14 protein-coding genes are annotated in these 16,033 nt (G+C 55.4%); all 14 read right to left on the reverse strand.

The window, feature by feature from the left end; genetic code table 11:
* Nucleotides 1-67: 67 nt before the first annotated feature.
* Nucleotides 68-964, reverse strand: coding sequence for a GalU regulator GalF (gene galF / locus ACLHV9_RS15605; RefSeq protein ID WP_017383282.1), 897 nt, complete (start codon nt 962-964; stop codon nt 68-70).
* A 176-nt stretch (nt 965-1,140) separates the two neighbouring features.
* Nucleotides 1,141-2,532, reverse strand: coding sequence for a colanic acid biosynthesis protein WcaM (gene wcaM, locus ACLHV9_RS15610; protein ID WP_028018516.1), 1,392 nt, complete (start codon nt 2,530-2,532; stop codon nt 1,141-1,143).
* Nucleotides 2,533-2,544: 12 nt separating this feature from the next.
* Nucleotides 2,545-3,765, reverse strand: coding sequence for a colanic acid biosynthesis glycosyltransferase WcaL (gene wcaL, locus ACLHV9_RS15615; RefSeq protein ID WP_028018515.1), 1,221 nt, complete (start codon nt 3,763-3,765; stop codon nt 2,545-2,547).
* Entirely contained in the window at nt 3,762-5,042 is a 1,281-nt protein-coding gene (gene wcaK, locus ACLHV9_RS15620; RefSeq protein WP_407220815.1) for a colanic acid biosynthesis pyruvyl transferase WcaK, read from the reverse strand. The genes wcaL and wcaK overlap by 4 nt, the downstream gene beginning before the upstream one ends.
* Nucleotides 5,043-5,059: 17 nt before the next feature.
* Nucleotides 5,060-6,538 (reverse strand): colanic acid undecaprenyl disphosphate flippase WzxC, encoded by a 1,479-nt coding sequence (gene wzxC / locus ACLHV9_RS15625; protein WP_028018513.1) that lies wholly within the window; start codon nt 6,536-6,538, stop codon nt 5,060-5,062.
* Between the two features lies 1 nt (nt 6,539).
* Nucleotides 6,540-7,934: an undecaprenyl-phosphate glucose phosphotransferase gene (gene wcaJ / locus ACLHV9_RS15630; RefSeq protein WP_028018512.1), complete on the reverse strand. Its 1,395-nt coding sequence runs from the start codon at nt 7,932-7,934 to the stop codon at nt 6,540-6,542.
* A 46-nt stretch (nt 7,935-7,980) separates the two neighbouring features.
* Nucleotides 7,981-9,351 carry a colanic acid biosynthesis phosphomannomutase CpsG gene (gene cpsG, locus ACLHV9_RS15635; protein ID WP_208594262.1) on the reverse strand — a complete coding sequence of 457 codons (1,371 nt, stop codon included), beginning with the start codon at nt 9,349-9,351 and terminating at the stop codon, nt 7,981-7,983.
* 109 nt (nt 9,352-9,460) lie between these two features.
* Entirely contained in the window at nt 9,461-10,897 is a 1,437-nt protein-coding gene (gene cpsB / locus ACLHV9_RS15640; protein ID WP_028016378.1) for a mannose-1-phosphate guanyltransferase, read from the reverse strand.
* A gap of 3 nt (nt 10,898-10,900) precedes the next feature.
* Nucleotides 10,901-12,124, reverse strand: a complete 1,224-nt coding sequence (gene wcaI / locus ACLHV9_RS15645; RefSeq protein WP_028016377.1) for a colanic acid biosynthesis fucosyltransferase WcaI — start codon at nt 12,122-12,124, stop codon at nt 10,901-10,903.
* Nucleotides 12,121-12,600 carry a GDP-mannose mannosyl hydrolase gene (locus ACLHV9_RS15650; protein ID WP_108090767.1) on the reverse strand — a complete coding sequence of 160 codons (480 nt, stop codon included), beginning with the start codon at nt 12,598-12,600 and terminating at the stop codon, nt 12,121-12,123. Before ACLHV9_RS15650 ends, wcaI begins: the two co-directional genes overlap by 4 nt.
* A 2-nt stretch (nt 12,601-12,602) precedes the next feature.
* Nucleotides 12,603-13,568, reverse strand: a complete 966-nt coding sequence (locus ACLHV9_RS15655) for a GDP-L-fucose synthase family protein (RefSeq protein ID WP_028016375.1) — start codon at nt 13,566-13,568, stop codon at nt 12,603-12,605.
* Nucleotides 13,569-13,570: 2 nt separating this feature from the next.
* The gene (gmd, locus tag ACLHV9_RS15660) at nt 13,571-14,692 is read right to left on the reverse strand and encodes a GDP-mannose 4,6-dehydratase (RefSeq protein ID WP_028016374.1); all 1,122 of its coding nucleotides are present in this window, start codon (nt 14,690-14,692) and stop codon (nt 13,571-13,573) included.
* 23 nt (nt 14,693-14,715) lie between these two features.
* Nucleotides 14,716-15,264: a colanic acid biosynthesis acetyltransferase WcaF gene (gene wcaF / locus ACLHV9_RS15665; RefSeq protein WP_028016373.1), complete on the reverse strand. Its 549-nt coding sequence runs from the start codon at nt 15,262-15,264 to the stop codon at nt 14,716-14,718.
* Between the two features lie 16 nt (nt 15,265-15,280).
* The gene (gene wcaE, locus ACLHV9_RS15670) at nt 15,281-16,027 is read right to left on the reverse strand and encodes a colanic acid biosynthesis glycosyltransferase WcaE (protein WP_049008261.1); all 747 of its coding nucleotides are present in this window, start codon (nt 16,025-16,027) and stop codon (nt 15,281-15,283) included.
* Between the last annotated feature and the right edge of the window lie 6 nt (nt 16,028-16,033).

Raw genomic sequence — 16,033 nt, forward strand, 5'->3', positions numbered from 1 at the left:
ATCATTTTGGTTTGATATCAACACACCAAAATAATGACTGCCGCTTGTTCAAGCCTGGGCAGAAATATCAGTCGTTCGCCAGCAGCTTCTCAATCCGGCTTCTGAACTTCGCCCCTTCCTTCAGGTTACGCAGCCCATAGTTCACGAACGCCTGCATATACCCCATTTTCTTCCCGCAGTCGTAGCTGTCACCCGTCATCAGCATCGCATCCACAGACTGCTTCTTCGCCAGCTCGGCAATCGCGTCGGTCAACTGAATACGGTCCCAGGCGCCTGGCTCGGTTTTTTCCAGTTCCGCCCAGATATCAGCGTTCAGTACGTAACGGCCAACCGCCATCAGGTCGGAATCCAGGGTCTGTGGCTGATCCGGTTTTTCGATGAATTCAACGATGCGGCTCACCTGCCCTTCCGTCTCCAGCGGCTCTTTCGTCTGAATAACGGAGTACTCGGAGAGGTCGCCCTTCATGCGTTTTGCCAGCACCTGGCTACGGCCCGTTTCATTGAAACGTGCCACCATTGCCGCCAGGTTGTAACGCAGCGGATCGGCAGAAGCGGTATCGATAATAATGTCCGGAAGCACAACGATAAACGGATTGTCACCCACAACCGGACGAGCACACAGAATAGAGTGACCCAGACCCAGCGGCTGCGCCTGGCGCACGTTCATGATAGTCACGCCAGGTGGGCAAATAGACTGTACTTCCGCCAGCAGTTGGCGTTTGACGCGCTGCTCAAGCAACGCTTCGAGTTCGTAAGAGGTGTCGAAGTGGTTTTCTACCGCATTCTTGGACGAGTGGGTAACCAGGACGATTTCTTTGATCCCTGCAGCAACAATCTCGTCGACAATGTACTGAATCATAGGCTTGTCGACGATCGGCAGCATCTCTTTAGGAATGGCTTTTGTGGCTGGCAGCATATGCATGCCCAAGCCTGCTACCGGAATGACTGCTTTCAAATTAATCATTATTTCTTCCACCTTAAAATGGTTGACGAATTATAGCTCTTAAACCTGTTTTCGCCAGCATGTTTTGCCGTAATCCTCAGGCAATGTTACGCCTTAGCCCCACAAATTTCTGTAGTTGTAATCTGATTCGATCACGCTTTTATGCCAGGAATAGTCCCAAAACCGACGATTGTCTATTATCTGTGCGGAAGCGCAAAATTAAGCCTTTCCACATTCACAACCTGCTGATCCACCCGGTCAATATCCACCGAGCTTTGTCCCTTCTCATTAACCGCTTTGATGTTCGCCAGCGACAGCAGCGTCTCGTCTTTAGCCATAAACTTACCGCGTACATCTTTACGCAGATCGAAATTAATCTTCAGGGCAGGCCCCACGGCAGCTTCCTGCATAACATTGATATTTCGTAAGAAAAGATGCTGTGGCTTATTGTGCAGTTCCAGGGTAGCGCGCTGCATCTCAACGTTGGTAATCGCCACAAAAGACGTCGCGTTACCGGATGAAATTTGTACTCCGCGCAGCTTATACGCCAGTTGCCGATTATCCAGACGAATATTGTTGAGTTTGAAGTTCTGCGGAATGGACAAATAATCGCCTTTTATCACCCCGTAACCGATTAACATACCGGCACTATTGACCATATCGACATTATCAATAATGAAATTATCACAACCATAAATAGCGACGGTGGCGTTGTCTATTCCCGCCTTTTTACTGAAGTCAGGGGTTATGTTTTTGGCCTTAATATTGCGGATAACAAAATGTTTTCCGTTTTCAACGTGCACTAGCTGACGACAGTTGCTGCCCGTGATGTTTGCCACCACGAAGTTCTTGACGGTTTGTTTTTCCGGATAGTCATTATCATAAGTGCTCCCGGCAAGGCCAATGCCGATGCCCCAGTTGATCTTGCCGTTAGTGCAGTTAATGTTGTCGATGACATGGTCGGAAATCAGGATATTGCGGTCATTGATGGCCACGTTCCACTCGATCGCATCACCCTGCAGGTGGCTAAATTTGCTGTTGGTGATTCGGGCACCGTCCACCTGATTATGGAAACCCTGGCGCAAGATGGCGTAGTTGGCCTGACTGACGCTGATGTTATCAATCAGCAAATTGCGCATTACGCTCGGTTTCTTGCCGCCGATGTAGATCTGCGTCACCGGGCCAAACCCGCTCATGGCCAGCCCTTTGATAACGCAGTCAGAGCCGCGAACGTCGAGCGTAATGTTCTCCGTGCGGCCCGCACCTTCACCTATCACTTTGCTGCCTTCCTGCAACACAAAGCGGCCGCGGCCGTTGCCGGTTAATGCCCCGCGGATCAGCAGCGTTTTACCATCGGGAATGAAAATGCCCGTATTGATGTTTTCGCAGGTGAGTCCCGCAGGTACAACGACCGTATCACCGTCGTTAAACGCCTGCTTAAAGGCGGCAATCCAGTCGTTGTTATTGTACTGATTAACAGAGACCGTCTTTCCGCTTGCCGCCCGCGCAATGCGGGACGACAACAGCGGCGTGGCCGCCAGAACGGACAGAGAAGAGACAAAGGTGCGTCGGGTAATCTTTTTCAGCATACAACCTCGGCGTTACAGCGTTTGCAGCAGGCTCGCTAACTGGCGATTAATCACCTGCTGGTTAAAATCGGTTTCAACTTTTTGTCGGGCATTGTGGAGCACAGGCTCCAGCGCCTGCTGGTCGATGTCGCTAAATGCCGCTAATCGATCGGCCAGCGCCATAGCATTATTCTCCGGCACCAGCCAGCCGGAATGGTCAGACTTAATCAGCTCCGGGATCCCGCTGTGCAGCGTAGAAACCACCGGAATACCGACGGCCATCGCCTCCATCAGCGCCACCGGAATACCTTCCATATCGCCATCAGCGCCCGTTACCGAGGGCAGCAGGAACACATCCGCCTCATCAAGCATGGCCTTCACCTCGTGGCTTGGCTTGAAGCCCGGCATCTCGATGACGTCTTCCAGTTGATACTGTTCAATCAGCGTGCGCAGTCGACGCTCCCACGGTCCAATGCCGAGAATGCGATAGTGGAAATCCACCCCACGCGCTTTCAGCTGCCGGCAGGCTTCGATAGCCACATGCAGACCTTTCTTCTCCGTCAAACGCGCAACAGAAATGATCTGCAGCGGTTTACCCGGCACCTTCACCGGACGGCGGGTAAAGCGCGTTAAATCCACGCCCATACGAGAAACGGTAATTTTCTCCCCCGGACAGCCCATATTTTTCAGGCGCCCGGCCCACAGGTCGCTGATGGGCAGCATCATGTCACCGCGTCGGAAAAGCTGCTGATACTCCGGCGTGTAGTGGTTCAAAACTTCGCGGCTGGAAATGTCGATACCGTGGAAAATGGTCGCAATTTTACCGTCAATCACGCCCAGCTCGCGCAGCTTCGCGGCGGTGACGCCCGCCGGGCCAAAGTGGGCGATAAACACATCCGCACGATACGGCTGCGCCGTTTGTCCGCAGATGGCCGACAGGATCAGATTGCGAGATTCGGACCCATAGCGGGAAACATTCAGCGCCCGCCATGTCGATGCGCGATGGAATCCACGTAAAGTCTGGCTGGCGCGGTGGCGTAGCTTATTCAGCTTCCCGGACGGCTCATCCTGCAGCCAGCGGGTTTTCGCCTCCAGCCCATACTGGGTATAGGCCGCATGGGTGTTTTTGGTATCGCCCTTTTGCAGGGCGATAATCTCCACGTCATATCCCATATCGATAAACGCGGTGATTTGGTTCAGGACAAACGTTTCAGACGACAGCGGAAATTTCAGTAAGAAGAAACCAACCTTCATTTCCCCTCCCGGACGCGGTCAAGCACCGATTTCACCATCCCAATGCCCTTTTCGCGCTCGGCTTTCACCGCCACGGCCAGGCGTTCATTGATGACAGGTAACTGACCCAGGGTGTCCCCCACCATCGCACCGAGCGAACCATCCAGCAGATGACGAATATCCACGGCCATTTCCGGCATTCCAAGCTGCTGCATAATCCCTGCAGACTTGTGCTCATAGTTAATGGCAATGGCCGGCGTGCCAAAGTTCATGGAAATAATGGCCGAGTGCAGGCGCGTGCCCACCGTCAGATTGCAGGCAGAGAGCAGCTTGCCCATCTCAAGATCGTTCAGTTCATCCATCACCACGTGATAGCGGGACGGGTCATTAACCAGGCTGCGCAGATTCAGCGCCACCATGCGGTCATCTTTGTTGTAGCTGTCGATACCGGTGCAGGTGGAAAGCGCCAGTACCTGGTAACCGCTGTCCAGCACACGGTTCACCACGTCGGCGAAGGCTTTCTCATATGCCGCCTGCGTCGTGCCTAAACGTTTATCAAAAGGCGCCAGCTCGCGCAGGGTTATTGCGACGGTTTTCTGTTTCGCAGCCACGTCGAGCCAGTGCTGCACCGCGTAGCTTGGCTGGAAGCTGTCGTCCTGGTGATCCACCAGCCAGGCCGTGTCCACGCCGTGCTCAACTTTTGAGGTGTCGATCTCGCTGCGCTTCATCATCTCAAGGCTGACCGACTCGCGCAGGATCAGGGCATCGCAGTGGCCGAAGACATAGTTTGCCAGCTGGTTAAACTGCGGGTCCTGGAAGGGCCCGACGCTGTGACCAATCATAAACAGCGGCTTTTTCGCCATGAACGTACACAGCGCATGCTCAAACTGCGGCACGCCGTAGAGATCGACGAAGAACGAGCCGCCGACCTGGATAATGGCGTCGTAACCCGACAGCAGACGGACGAAATCGGTAAAGCCCTGCGCAATAGCGATGTTGCGCAGCTTGCCGGTATCGGTCACGCGGGAAAGCAGCACCTGATGCTGGTAGCGACGGCGCAGGACTTTCTTCACGCGCCCCATCACGCCCGCGGCGTTGTTATGCTGTTTCATCTGGCTGTAAAGCGGGTCACCCATTACCGGGCGGTTCAGTAGCCAGGATGAACTCACCGGATAACGGCTCATCACATCCACTTCGGTCTCAGGCTTAAGGGTGTTAATCGCATCCAGTAAACCGCGCAGGATGGCGCTGTCGCCACGGTTGCCGCAGGTATGGTTGCCAAGAATTAATAATTTCATAATGGCCTCTTAAATAACTAGCCTGCGCGAAGCAGCGTTTTCATTTTTTCGTTACGGCAAAACTGGCGCTTCATCTCTACCACCAGCGCATTGCGTGAAAGCACAATCATCACGCCGAATGCCAGCACACCCGCCACTACCTGCACCGCCAGCAGCGCGGCCAGCGACAGATGACCATTGAGGAGCACACCCAGACCGTAGCTCACCGCCAGGGTTGGCAATGAGAGATAGAACGGCAGCCACAGGCTCAGGATGTACTGACGGTAGCTGGAGCCCAGCACCGGCTTGATCATGATGAAGTAGCTCAGCACGGTGTTGACGATCTGCACCAGCAGGAAGCCCAGCGTGACGCCGATGGCCCCCGCCATATGTCCGCCAACAATAATCGCCGGGATAAACAGGAAGGTTTTGAACACGTTGAACTTAAAGCTGATATCCACGCGCGCTTTTGCCATCAGCAGGGACCCAATCGGGTTCCCTACGGAGCGCAGCAGCCCCACCACGCACAGCAGCTGCAGGATCGGGATGATGCCGTTCCATTTCTCGCCAAACACCAGCGGCACGAAGTTGCTGGACACCACCATCAGCCCCAGCAGCACCGGGAAGTTAATGATCCCCACCACGGAAAGCAGCTTGTAGAAGTTGACGCGCAGCTTCTCGGTGTCATCCTGGATCTTGGCGAACGCCGGGAACAGCACGCGGGTGATTATCGGGTTCAGCTTCATCGGCGGCACCACCGCGACGTTATAGGCCAGGTTGTAGCCCCCCGCCACGCTTGCGCCCAGAATACGTGCCAGCACCAGCGTTGAGAGGTTGGTGTTGACGTAGTTGATGATGCTATCTGCCGTCAGCCATGCGCCAAAGCGCAGGTTGGACGAAACGGAAGCGAGAGAGAAATGCAGCCCCGGACGGTAGATCTTGCGGCCAAAATAACCGAACAGCAGCGTACGTACGGCAGAGTTAACCAGATACCCCAGAATGGCGGTCATCGCCAGCGGCCAGAAATGGGCGCTCACCACGGTGAAGGTAAAGCCCGCCAGTACGGCACTGGTCTCGATCATGCCGATCTTGTTGAACTCCAGCTCTTTTTGCATCAGCGCGCGGAACTGCTGCCCGTGCGGGATCACTACAAAGGCAAACGACAGCGTACGCATCAGCGGGGCGAGATCCGGGTTATGCAGCACGCTGGCGATGGTGTCGCTCAGCAGGAACACCAGCACAAACACGAAAATCCCCAGCCCCACGTTCAGCCAGTAGAGCGTGGTCAGTTCAAGATGGCTGATTTCTTTGCGCTGGATAATCGAGTTGGCGATACCAAAGTCAGACAGCGTATCGGCCAGGGCGATAATCACCAGCGAAACGGTCAGCAGACCGAACTGGTGATTATCAATAATGCGCGCCAGAACGGTCATCTGCACCAGGCCGAGGCCAATAATGACGATGGTCGCCATCGCTGACCACTTGGCGCCGCTGATGGTTTTTTCACGTAAGCTCATCTTAGTACGCCGCTTTGTTCACGAAACCTTTGAAGATGGTCAGAAAGACGATCTTGATATCGAACCAGAGACTCCATTCGCGGATGTACTCCAGGTCAAACTCAACGCGTTTTTCCATTTTTTCCAGCGTGTCGGTTTCTCCGCGCCAGCCGTTGATCTGCGCCCAGCCGGTAATACCTGGCTTCACTTTATGGCGCAGCATGTAACCTTCAATCAGCGAGCGGTACTGTTCGTTATGCGCCACCGCATGCGGACGCGGGCCAACAATCGACATCCCACCGGTGAACACATTGATAAACTGCGGCAGCTCATCAAGTGAGGTACGGCGCAGGAAGTTACCCACGCGGGTGACGCGCGGATCGTTCTGCGTTGCCTGCGTCACCACCTTGTCATTCTCCATCACCTTCATGGAGCGGAATTTCCACACCATGATCGGCTTACCGTCCATACCGTAGCGGGTTTGGCGGAAGATGACCGGCCCCGGAGAGCTCAGCTTTACCGCCAGCGCTATGCAGCACAGCACCGGAGAGATCAGCAGCAAAATCAGCGAAGAGAGCACGATATCTTCCAGGCGCTTTAGCACGCGGTTAATACCCGACAGCGGCGTGTCGTACAGCGGTACGACCGGCACACCGTTCACCTCTTCAATACGGGAGTGAAGAATGTTGAAGGTAAAGACGTCCGGGATCAGGATCACCGAACAGGTGGTATCCGCCAGTTCACGCATCAGTTTCTTAATGCGGGATTCGTCTTTCATCTGCATGGCAATGTAGACGTTGTGAATTTTGCCGGCTTTCGCATCGTCGATAAGCTGGTCATAATTGCCGGCCCAGCCCGCAGGCACGCCGCCAGGCTTAGGTTCGTGATAAATCCCGACCACTTCAAAACCTAACCACGGCTCTTTGCGGAAGCTGTCGAGCAGCACCTGCCCCACCGGCAAATCACCGGCCACGGCGACAAAGCGACGGTTATAACCCCGGTTACGCAGCCAGCCCGCGCCAAAGCGGATCAGGGAACGGCAGACCACCATGCCAACGCTGGTGAGCAGATACCAGCACAGATAGGTCACGAGGCGATTATCGAAATCATGGCTAAACGCCACCAGACCCGCGCTGAAGATCAGGCTTAAGGTCCAGTTCTGCAGCAGCAGCATCAGTTCGGTGGTCATTTTCACACCGCGCCACGAGCGGTAGAAATCCGTCATCCCGCCGATCATCTGAAACACAACCAGCGCAATCAATGCCATCAGCAGATGCATGTATAAGAACGGTAGCCCGCCGATCCGACACACCGCCCATAATCCACCGACCATGATGGTGATATCAGAAAAACGCTGCACCATAGAGATTAACGATGCATTCGTTCTCGCTCGCTCGCGTTTTTTTAGATTCGTCATCGTTGTTCCTGTTTTCGGTTCCCCCTCCCGCGGGGAGGGGCAATTTTTACTGATTCAACAGCGCCAGAATGTCCTTCGTTCGTGCTTCCATTAGCGCAGTATCCGCACGGGATTCCACGTTCAGGCGCACCACCGGCTCGGTGTTAGACGAGCGCAGGTTGAAGCGCCACTGCGGGAACGCCATGCTGATGCCGTCCGTGCGGTCAATTTCCAGCGCGTGCAGGGCAAAGTGGTGCTCCACGCGGGCAATGGCCTCGGCCGGCTGCGCCAGCTTGCTGTTGATCTCCCCGCTCGCCGGGAACGCCGCCATACGGTCGCGTACCAGCTCGCCCAGCGTCTGTCCCTTCAGGCACAGCAGCTCGGTCACCAGCAGCCATGGGATCATTCCGCTGTCGCAGTAGGCAAAATCACGGAAGTAGTGGTGGGCGCTCATCTCGCCGCCGTAGATGGCGTCTTCTTCGCGCATGCGCTCTTTGATGAAGGCGTGGCCGGTTTTGGACATCACCGGCGTGCCGCCTGCCGCGGACACCACATCGACGGTATTCCAGGAGAGACGCGGGTCGTGAATGATTTTCGCGCCCGGGTTTTTCTCAAGGAACGCTTCCGCCAGCAGGCCGACAATGTAGTAGCCCTCGATGAACTGCCCTTTCTCGTCGAACAGGAAGCAGCGGTCGAAGTCGCCGTCAAAGGCGATACCCATGTCCGCGCCGTGCTCAATTACAGCGTTGCGGGTGTCGTCGCGGCACTCCGGCAGCAGCGGGTTAGGAATACCGTTCGGGAAGTTGCCGTCCGGGGTGTTGTGCACTTTGACGAAGGTCACCGGCACGTTCAGCGCCTTAAAGCGGGCTTCCAGGGCATCGACAACCGGACCGGCCGCGCCGTTACCGGAATTAATGACCAGCTTCAGCGGCTTGAGGTTCGCCACGTTGATGTAGCCCAGCAGATGGTCGATGTACTCTTTTTGCAGATTGATTTTTTTGTAGCTGCCGCGCTTCGCGTCGTTCACCGGCGGAAAATCGTTAGCTTCCGCCAGACGCTGCACGTCGCGAAGGCCGGTGTCGCCGCTGATTGGGCGCGCGCCCTTGCGCACCAGCTTCATGCCGTTGTAGTCCATCGGGTTGTGGCTGGCCGTTACTTCGATACCGCCGTCCACCCCCAGGTGGAAGGTGGCAAAGTAAATCTCTTCGGTCCCGGAGAGACCGATATCCAGCACGTCCACACCCGCATCCTGCAGCCCTTTCGCCAGCGCCAGCTTCAGGGACTCACTGGTCAGACGCACGTCGCCGCCCAACACGATGGTCTGCGGTTTTAAATATTCACCGTACGCGCGACCAATGCGCCACGCGATGTCTTCATTCAGCTCTTCGCCCAGCTTGCCGCGAATATCGTAGGCTTTAAAACAGGTTAACTTTTCCATGATGACCCCTTTTTCAGGCAACAGTCGGCCCGCCCGATTAACAGGCAAAATTGTTTTTATTCATTCGTAAGCCGGATAAGCGAAGCGCCATCCGGCGTTAAAGACGGTGTTACACGCGCCCGTAGCGGTCCTGGAAGCGCACGATATCGTCCTCTTCCAGATATGAGCCAGAACGCACTTCAATTAAGTCGAGCGGAATTTTCCCGGGGTTCTCCAGACAATGCGTCGCCCCCAGCGGAATATAAATGGACTCGTTTTCACCCAGCAGTTTGACTTCACCGTCAATGGTGACTTTCGCGGTACCTGCCACCACCACCCAGTGCTCGGCGCGGTGATGGTGCATCTGAACGGACAGACCCTCACCCGGTTTCACGGTGATGCGTTTCACCTGATAGCGATCGCCCGCGTCGATGGAGTCATATTTCCCCCACGGACGGTACACTTCGCGGTGAATGTGGTGTTCATGACGACCATCGGCCTTAATCTTCTCCACCACTTTTTTAACGTCCTGCACCGCGTTACGGTCGGCAATCAACACCGCGTCTTTCGTTTGCACCACCACCAGATCTTTCACGCCCACCGTGGTAACCAGCCCGGATTCAGCGTAAACGTAGCTGTTTTCCGTCTTATGGCTGATTACATCACCATGGTGGACATTTCCCTCCGGGGTGTGGGCACTGATCTCCCAAAGCGATGACCAGGAGCCAACATCGCTCCAGCCCGCATCCATCGGTACCACGACGGCGTCAGCCGTGCGTTCCATCACCGCATAGTCAATAGACTCTTCCGGGCAGGCGAGGAAAGCCTCTTCATCCACGCGGATAAAGTCGAGATCCGGGTCCACCACTGCCATCGCCTTTTCGCAGGCGTTCAGAATATCCGGGCGATATTTTTCCAGTTCTTCCAGATAGCGTCCGGCGCGGAACAGGAACATCCCGCTGTTCCAGTAGTATTCACCGCTGGCGACATAGGCCTGCGCGGTTTCCAGATTCGGTTTTTCAACAAACTGCGCCACGTCAAACGCCACGCTGTCGCCTTCACCAGGCGTCACGCTGCCACGGCGAATGTAGCCATAGCCGGTTTCCGGGAGATCCGGCACGATGCCGAACGTCACCAGTTTGCCGCTTTCGGCATAAGGAATGGCCGCACGCACTGCATTGCGAAACGCCTCTTCCTGCTGAATAACGTGGTCTGCCGCCAGCACCAGCATCAGCGGGTCGCAATCCGGACTGCTGCGTTTTGCTGCCAGTGCTGCCAGAGCGATAGCAGGCGCGGTATTACGACCGGCCGGCTCCAGAATGATGTTTTCGGTTAGTTTATTCAGCTGGCGCAATTGCTCAGCCACGATAAAACGGTGCTGCTCGTTACAAATCACCACCGGGCTTTCACACTCCACGCCATGCAGACGGTTCACCGTGGTCTGCAGCATAGTGAGATCCCCTTTCAGGCAGAGGAACTGTTTTGGATAGAGCACGCGGGACAGCGGCCACAACCGGCTACCAGAGCCACCAGCCATCACAACCGGATACAAAGTGGTTTGACTCATGATTTATCCCCGTATATCTGCAATAAATTGGCTCAACACGTTCTCTTTTTCGAGCGTGCGTTCGGCATATTCACGTGCCACCGTATTCACTTTTGGCATGGCCAGTGCCTGTTGAATGCCGGTGACCAGCGCCGGGACCGATTCCGGCTCCACGCACACGGCAATCCCCGGATAGCTGTTACACAGCTGGCCTAATTCTGTTTCGGCTTCTGCTGTAATCACCGCGTTGCCACCCACTGCCAGAATATTCGTCAGTTTGGACGGCAGCACCGCATCCGCCGCGCCGCGCTTCTGCACAACCAGATGGCAATCGCCCATCTTCAGCAGCGCAGGCAGAGCTTCGTAGGACTGAAGCGGGAAGAATTTCACGTTGGTCAGGCCGCGTTCGCTTGCCATTTTTTCCAGCCGCGCCTTTCCACCGCCCTGCCCGACAATCACAAACATCCATGGCTGCTTGCTGAGCAACTGGGCCGCTTCAATCACGCTCTCCAGCCCCTGCTTTTCACCGATGTTGCCTGAATAAAGAATGATTTTTTGATCATCAGGCAAACCGAGCTGGGCGCGTAGCGCCTGAGCGTCACTTTCAGTCACGTCGCGAAAACGCGCCACTTCTGACCAGTTGGGGAAGAAGATCACCTTCTGAGCCGGAACGCCCTTCTCCTGCGCTTTGTTCATCATTGAGCGCGAGATGGTCGAGACATAATCCACGTTATGCAGACCGCTACGCTCAAACGCGCTGGCGAGTTTCGCCACTTTGCCGCCTTTACTTTTGCCTGCCATCCCCAGGCCAAGCATGGCGTCCACTTCATAATCCTGAATATGCAGCAAGGTGCGCGCGCCGGAGAGTTTGCCCAGCAGGCGCATGCCTGGCGTGCAAAACAGCGTCGGCACCACGCCGATGATGCGATCCGGCTTCCAGCGACGTTGCGCCATCAGCGGGAAAAAACTGCTCAGGGCAAAGCTGCCAAGGTGAATCAAGCGTTTCAGCGTTGACGGCTGCTTAGGCACATACAGCGGGCAGCGCCAGACGGTAGCCGCCCCCTCTTCGCGCCGGTAGCGCCAGCTTGAGTAACGCTCGCCCACTTTCCATTCCGGGTAGTACGGCGGCGCGGTAATGACCCGCACGTCATGTCCCTGGCTCGCCATCCACTCGACCATCTCGCCGGTGTATTTCCCGATACCGGTTAATTCCGGCGAGTAGTTGATTCCATACACCAAAATTTTCATAAGCCCGGCACTCCGGCCTGACGATCCGCAAGGAAATACGCCCGACTGTTGTCGTGGACGTTGTCGCTCGCGAGCAACGCCTTTGGCGTCTGCCAGCGGTAGTCGTCATGCTGAGCATCAGGCAGACGCAGGTCTGCCTCATGCACCTTCAGGCGGAACCCCAGCACGATGTAGTGCGTGCTGAACCCGGTGCCCGAAAAGTTATCGTCATAGAAGTGCTGCCAGACCCCGTAAAACTGGCCCGCCGCCATCGGCAGCTTAAGGCCCAGTTCTGCCAGAGTGAGACGCTCAAACGCATCGCTTAGCATCTCATCCTTCTGCACGCGCCCGCCGGGCACGAACCAGAAGCCCTGTGCAGGACGGTTGGTTCGTTTCCCCAGCAAGAACTCGCCGCGTTCGTTCTCCACAATCAAATCTATTGAGATGAGCGGAGTGGAACGAACGATCGTGGCAAAATCTTCCTGACTTAAAAACATCGTTACCCCCGGAAGCGGTGCTGGTTTTCCAGGAACCACTGGTAGGTACTGGCCAGTCCCTGTTCCAGTGACACCTCGTGATACCAGCCCAACTGATGCAGACGGGTCACGTCCAGCAGTTTGCGCGGCGTGCCGTCCGGTTTGGTGGCGTCAAACACCACGCGGCCTTTGTAGCCCACCACCTGCGCGATGGTTTGCGCCAGCTCGCGGATGGTGCAGTCAATGCCGGTACCGACGTTGATGTGCGACAGCATTGGCTCGGTGTTCTCCTGCCACACCTCGCGATCCAGCTCCATCACGTGAATGCTGGCGGCCGCCATGTCGTCCACGTGCAGGAATTCACGCATTGGCGTGCCGCTGCCCCACACCACCACATCCGGCGCGTTCTCGGCGGTCGCCTCGTGAAAACGACGCAACAGCGCCGGGATCACGTGCGAGTTGCTCGGGTGGAAGTTGTCGTGCGGCCCGTACAGGTTGGTCGGCATCACCGAGCGATAGTCGCGGTTATACTGACGGTTGTAAGACTCGCACAGCTTGATCCCGGCAATCTTGGCGATGGCGTAAGGTTCGTTGGTCGCTTCCAGCGTCCCCTGCAGCAGTTCGCTTTCGGCGATGGGCTGCTTTGCCATTTTCGGGTAGATACAGGATGAGCCGAGGAACAACAGCTTATTCACGTTGTGCAGGTGCGCCGCGTGAATGATGTTGCTCTCAATCATCATGTTCTCGTAGATGAAATCCGCCGGGTAGGTGTTGTTAGCGACAATGCCCCCCACCTTCGCCGCCGCCAGATACACCTGGTCAATGCGTTCGTTTGCAAAGAAGTCCTGTACCGCACGGCTATCGAGCAGGTTTAGCTCGTCACGCGTGCGGACAACGACTTCAACGTCACCGCGCTGCTCCAGCTGGCGAACAATCGCGGAACCCACCATTCCGCGATGACCGGCGACAAAAATACGTTGTTTTGTCATTCTCAGGACTCCAGCGCGATGGCAACCTCGTAGCCATGAGACTTGAGCAGGGAGTGTTTTTTCGCTGCTTCAAGATCTTTGGCTACCATCTCGGAAACCATCTCCTGCAGAGTGGTCTCGGGTTTCCAGCCCAGGGTCTCGTGCGCTTTGGTTGGGTCGCCGAGCAGGGTTTCCACTTCAGCAGGACGGAAGTAACGCGGGTCAACCTGAACAATCACGTCGCCTGGCTTCACGCCCGGTGCGTCGTGGCCAGTTACGGAAACCACAATGCCCTTCTCATCCACGCCGGTGCCTTCAAAGCGCAGTTTGATGCCCAGCTGTGCCGCAGCCATTTCAACGAACTGACGGACGGAATACTGCACGCCGGTCGCGATGACGAAGTCTTCTGGTTTGTCCTGCTGCAGCATCATCCACTGCATTTTCACGTAGTCTTTGGCATGGCCCCAGTCACGCAGGGAGTCCATGTTGCCGAGGTGCAGGCACGATTCCAGACCCTGCGCGATGTTCGCGATAGCGCGGGTGATTTTGCGGGTCACGAAGGTTTCGCCGCGGCGTGGAGATTCGTGGTTGAACAGGATGCCGTTACAGGCATACATGCCGTAGGATTCACGGTAGTTCACGGTGATCCAGTAGGCGTAGAGTTTTGCTACTGCATACGGAGAACGCGGGTAGAACGGCGTGGTCTCTTTCTGCGGAATTTCCTGCACCAGGCCATACAGTTCGGAGGTGGATGCCTGGTAGAAGCGGGTTTTCTTCTCAAGGCCGAGGAAGCGGATCGCTTCCAGCAGACGCAGCGTGCCCATGGCATCAACGTCAGCGGTGTATTCCGGGGATTCGAAGGAAACCGCCACGTGGCTCATCGCGCCCAGGTTGTACACTTCATCTGGCTGCACTTCCTGCAGAATACGGGTCAGGTTGGAGGTATCGGTCAGGTCGCCGTAGTGCAGGTGGAATTTAGGGTTCGCCGCGTGTGGATCCTGATAAATATGATCCACACGTTCAGTGTTGAAAGACGACGCACGACGTTTAATACCGTGCACTTCATACCCTTTTTCCAGCAGTAACTCTGCCAGGTAAGAACCATCCTGCCCGGTAACGCCGGTGATGAGAGCGACTTTAGACATGTTTTATTCCTCTACTTATGAATTTAATCAGTTTCAACGCGTTCGCGTATCACCACTGCGGGGTTGCCACGGCAAACTTTATTTGCCGGTAGCGATTTAAAAACGCTGCTGCGGGCACCCACTACCGTGCCATCGCCAACAGAAACACCCGGTGCAACAAAAACATCTGTCGCCAGCCAGCATTTTTCACCGATCGCAATAGGTGACGCGGTAATATCAAAATGCTGACTCATAAAGTCGTGGCTGCCGGTACACAGATAACACTTCTGTGAAACCACCGAATTTGCGCCAATCGTAATTTCGCCAAGGGTATATAACACCGCGTCATCCCCTACCCATGCGTAATCCCCAAGCGTTAATTTCCAGGGATAGGTAATTTTTACCGACGGGCGAATAACTACGTTTTTTCCGATTTTTGCGCCAAACAGCCGCAATAAGAATGCTCGCCAGCGGTAGAGTATTTGCGGCGACCAGGCAAATAACGTTGCCTGAACGACCCACCACAACTGCACCTTAATACCGTTGCCCCCGCGAAAACCTTTCGGCACGGTGAATCCTTTAAGATCCTGCATTGCGTTTCCTTATATTTCAGGCTTTGTTATATAAGGCTTTGGTTTTACCTGTGGTTTTCAGACGTAATAAATAAGACAGTTCTGCCCAGAAGGCCGGCACGCGCAATATTTTTCGCTGTACGTTTTTTGCATCCTGGCACAACTCCAGGTTGTTCGAAGTGGATACACCGCCCATGGAAAATTCGGACACCAGCCCCTTAATTCGACGGAACGGGTAGCCAGACTTATATAAACTGGCTGCCAGCGCATAATCGGATGACACTTTATACTGCAAGTCGTACGGCTGTTTTTTCAGACCTTTTACCGGAAAGAAAATGGCCTGATGACTGGCGGGTAGACTGTGATAGATATACCAACCCGGCTTCGCACTGCGGCAAACTTTATGTCCATCCCCGAAATCGAGCAGCGCATCGCCAATAAACATGGCCTCTTCTTTCTGGCGAGCCAGCTGTCGGGCAAACATCGCCACGTCATCGTGGAACACATCACCCGAATTCAGGAAGATCGCATAGCGACCCTTCGCCATCTCAATGCCTTTATTCATCGCATCGTAGATGCCTTTATCTTTCTCACTGATGTAGCGTAAGTTGAACTCACCGTTGAGTTTTTCCAGAAACTCCGCCGTGCCATCGTTCGACCCGCCATCAACCACGATCCACTCAAAGGTAAGGCTCGGATCGCGCGCCAGATTGCGCAGCGAGCGCCAGGTTTTTACCACCCCTTCGTAATTACGAAAAGCGACAGTAATGACGCTTAGAAACATAAGACC

Source organism: Enterobacter sp. CPE_E890 (assembly GCF_046521475.1).
GTDB lineage: Bacteria > Pseudomonadota > Gammaproteobacteria > Enterobacterales > Enterobacteriaceae > Enterobacter > Enterobacter adelaidei.

Coding starts and splice junctions, on each gene's coding strand:
- galF (WP_017383282.1), bottom strand. CDS start 964: ATGATTAATTTGAAAGCAGTCATTCCGGTAGCAGGCTTGGGCATGCAT.
- wcaM (WP_028018516.1), bottom strand. CDS start 2,532: ATGCTGAAAAAGATTACCCGACGCACCTTTGTCTCTTCTCTGTCCGTT.
- wcaL (WP_028018515.1), bottom strand. CDS start 3,765: ATGAAGGTTGGTTTCTTCTTACTGAAATTTCCGCTGTCGTCTGAAACG.
- wcaK (WP_407220815.1), bottom strand. CDS start 5,042: ATGAAATTATTAATTCTTGGCAACCATACCTGCGGCAACCGTGGCGAC.
- wzxC (WP_028018513.1), bottom strand. CDS start 6,538: ATGAGCTTACGTGAAAAAACCATCAGCGGCGCCAAGTGGTCAGCGATG.
- wcaJ (WP_028018512.1), bottom strand. CDS start 7,934: ATGACGAATCTAAAAAAACGCGAGCGAGCGAGAACGAATGCATCGTTA.
- cpsG (WP_208594262.1), bottom strand. CDS start 9,351: ATGGAAAAGTTAACCTGTTTTAAAGCCTACGATATTCGCGGCAAGCTG.
- cpsB (WP_028016378.1), bottom strand. CDS start 10,897: ATGAGTCAAACCACTTTGTATCCGGTTGTGATGGCTGGTGGCTCTGGT.
- wcaI (WP_028016377.1), bottom strand. CDS start 12,124: ATGAAAATTTTGGTGTATGGAATCAACTACTCGCCGGAATTAACCGGT.
- ACLHV9_RS15650 (WP_108090767.1), bottom strand. CDS start 12,600: ATGTTTTTAAGTCAGGAAGATTTTGCCACGATCGTTCGTTCCACTCCG.
- ACLHV9_RS15655 (WP_028016375.1), bottom strand. CDS start 13,568: ATGACAAAACAACGTATTTTTGTCGCCGGTCATCGCGGAATGGTGGGT.
- gmd (WP_028016374.1), bottom strand. CDS start 14,692: ATGTCTAAAGTCGCTCTCATCACCGGCGTTACCGGGCAGGATGGTTCT.
- wcaF (WP_028016373.1), bottom strand. CDS start 15,264: ATGCAGGATCTTAAAGGATTCACCGTGCCGAAAGGTTTTCGCGGGGGC.
- wcaE (WP_049008261.1), bottom strand. CDS start 16,027: ATGTTTCTAAGCGTCATTACTGTCGCTTTTCGTAATTACGAAGGGGTG.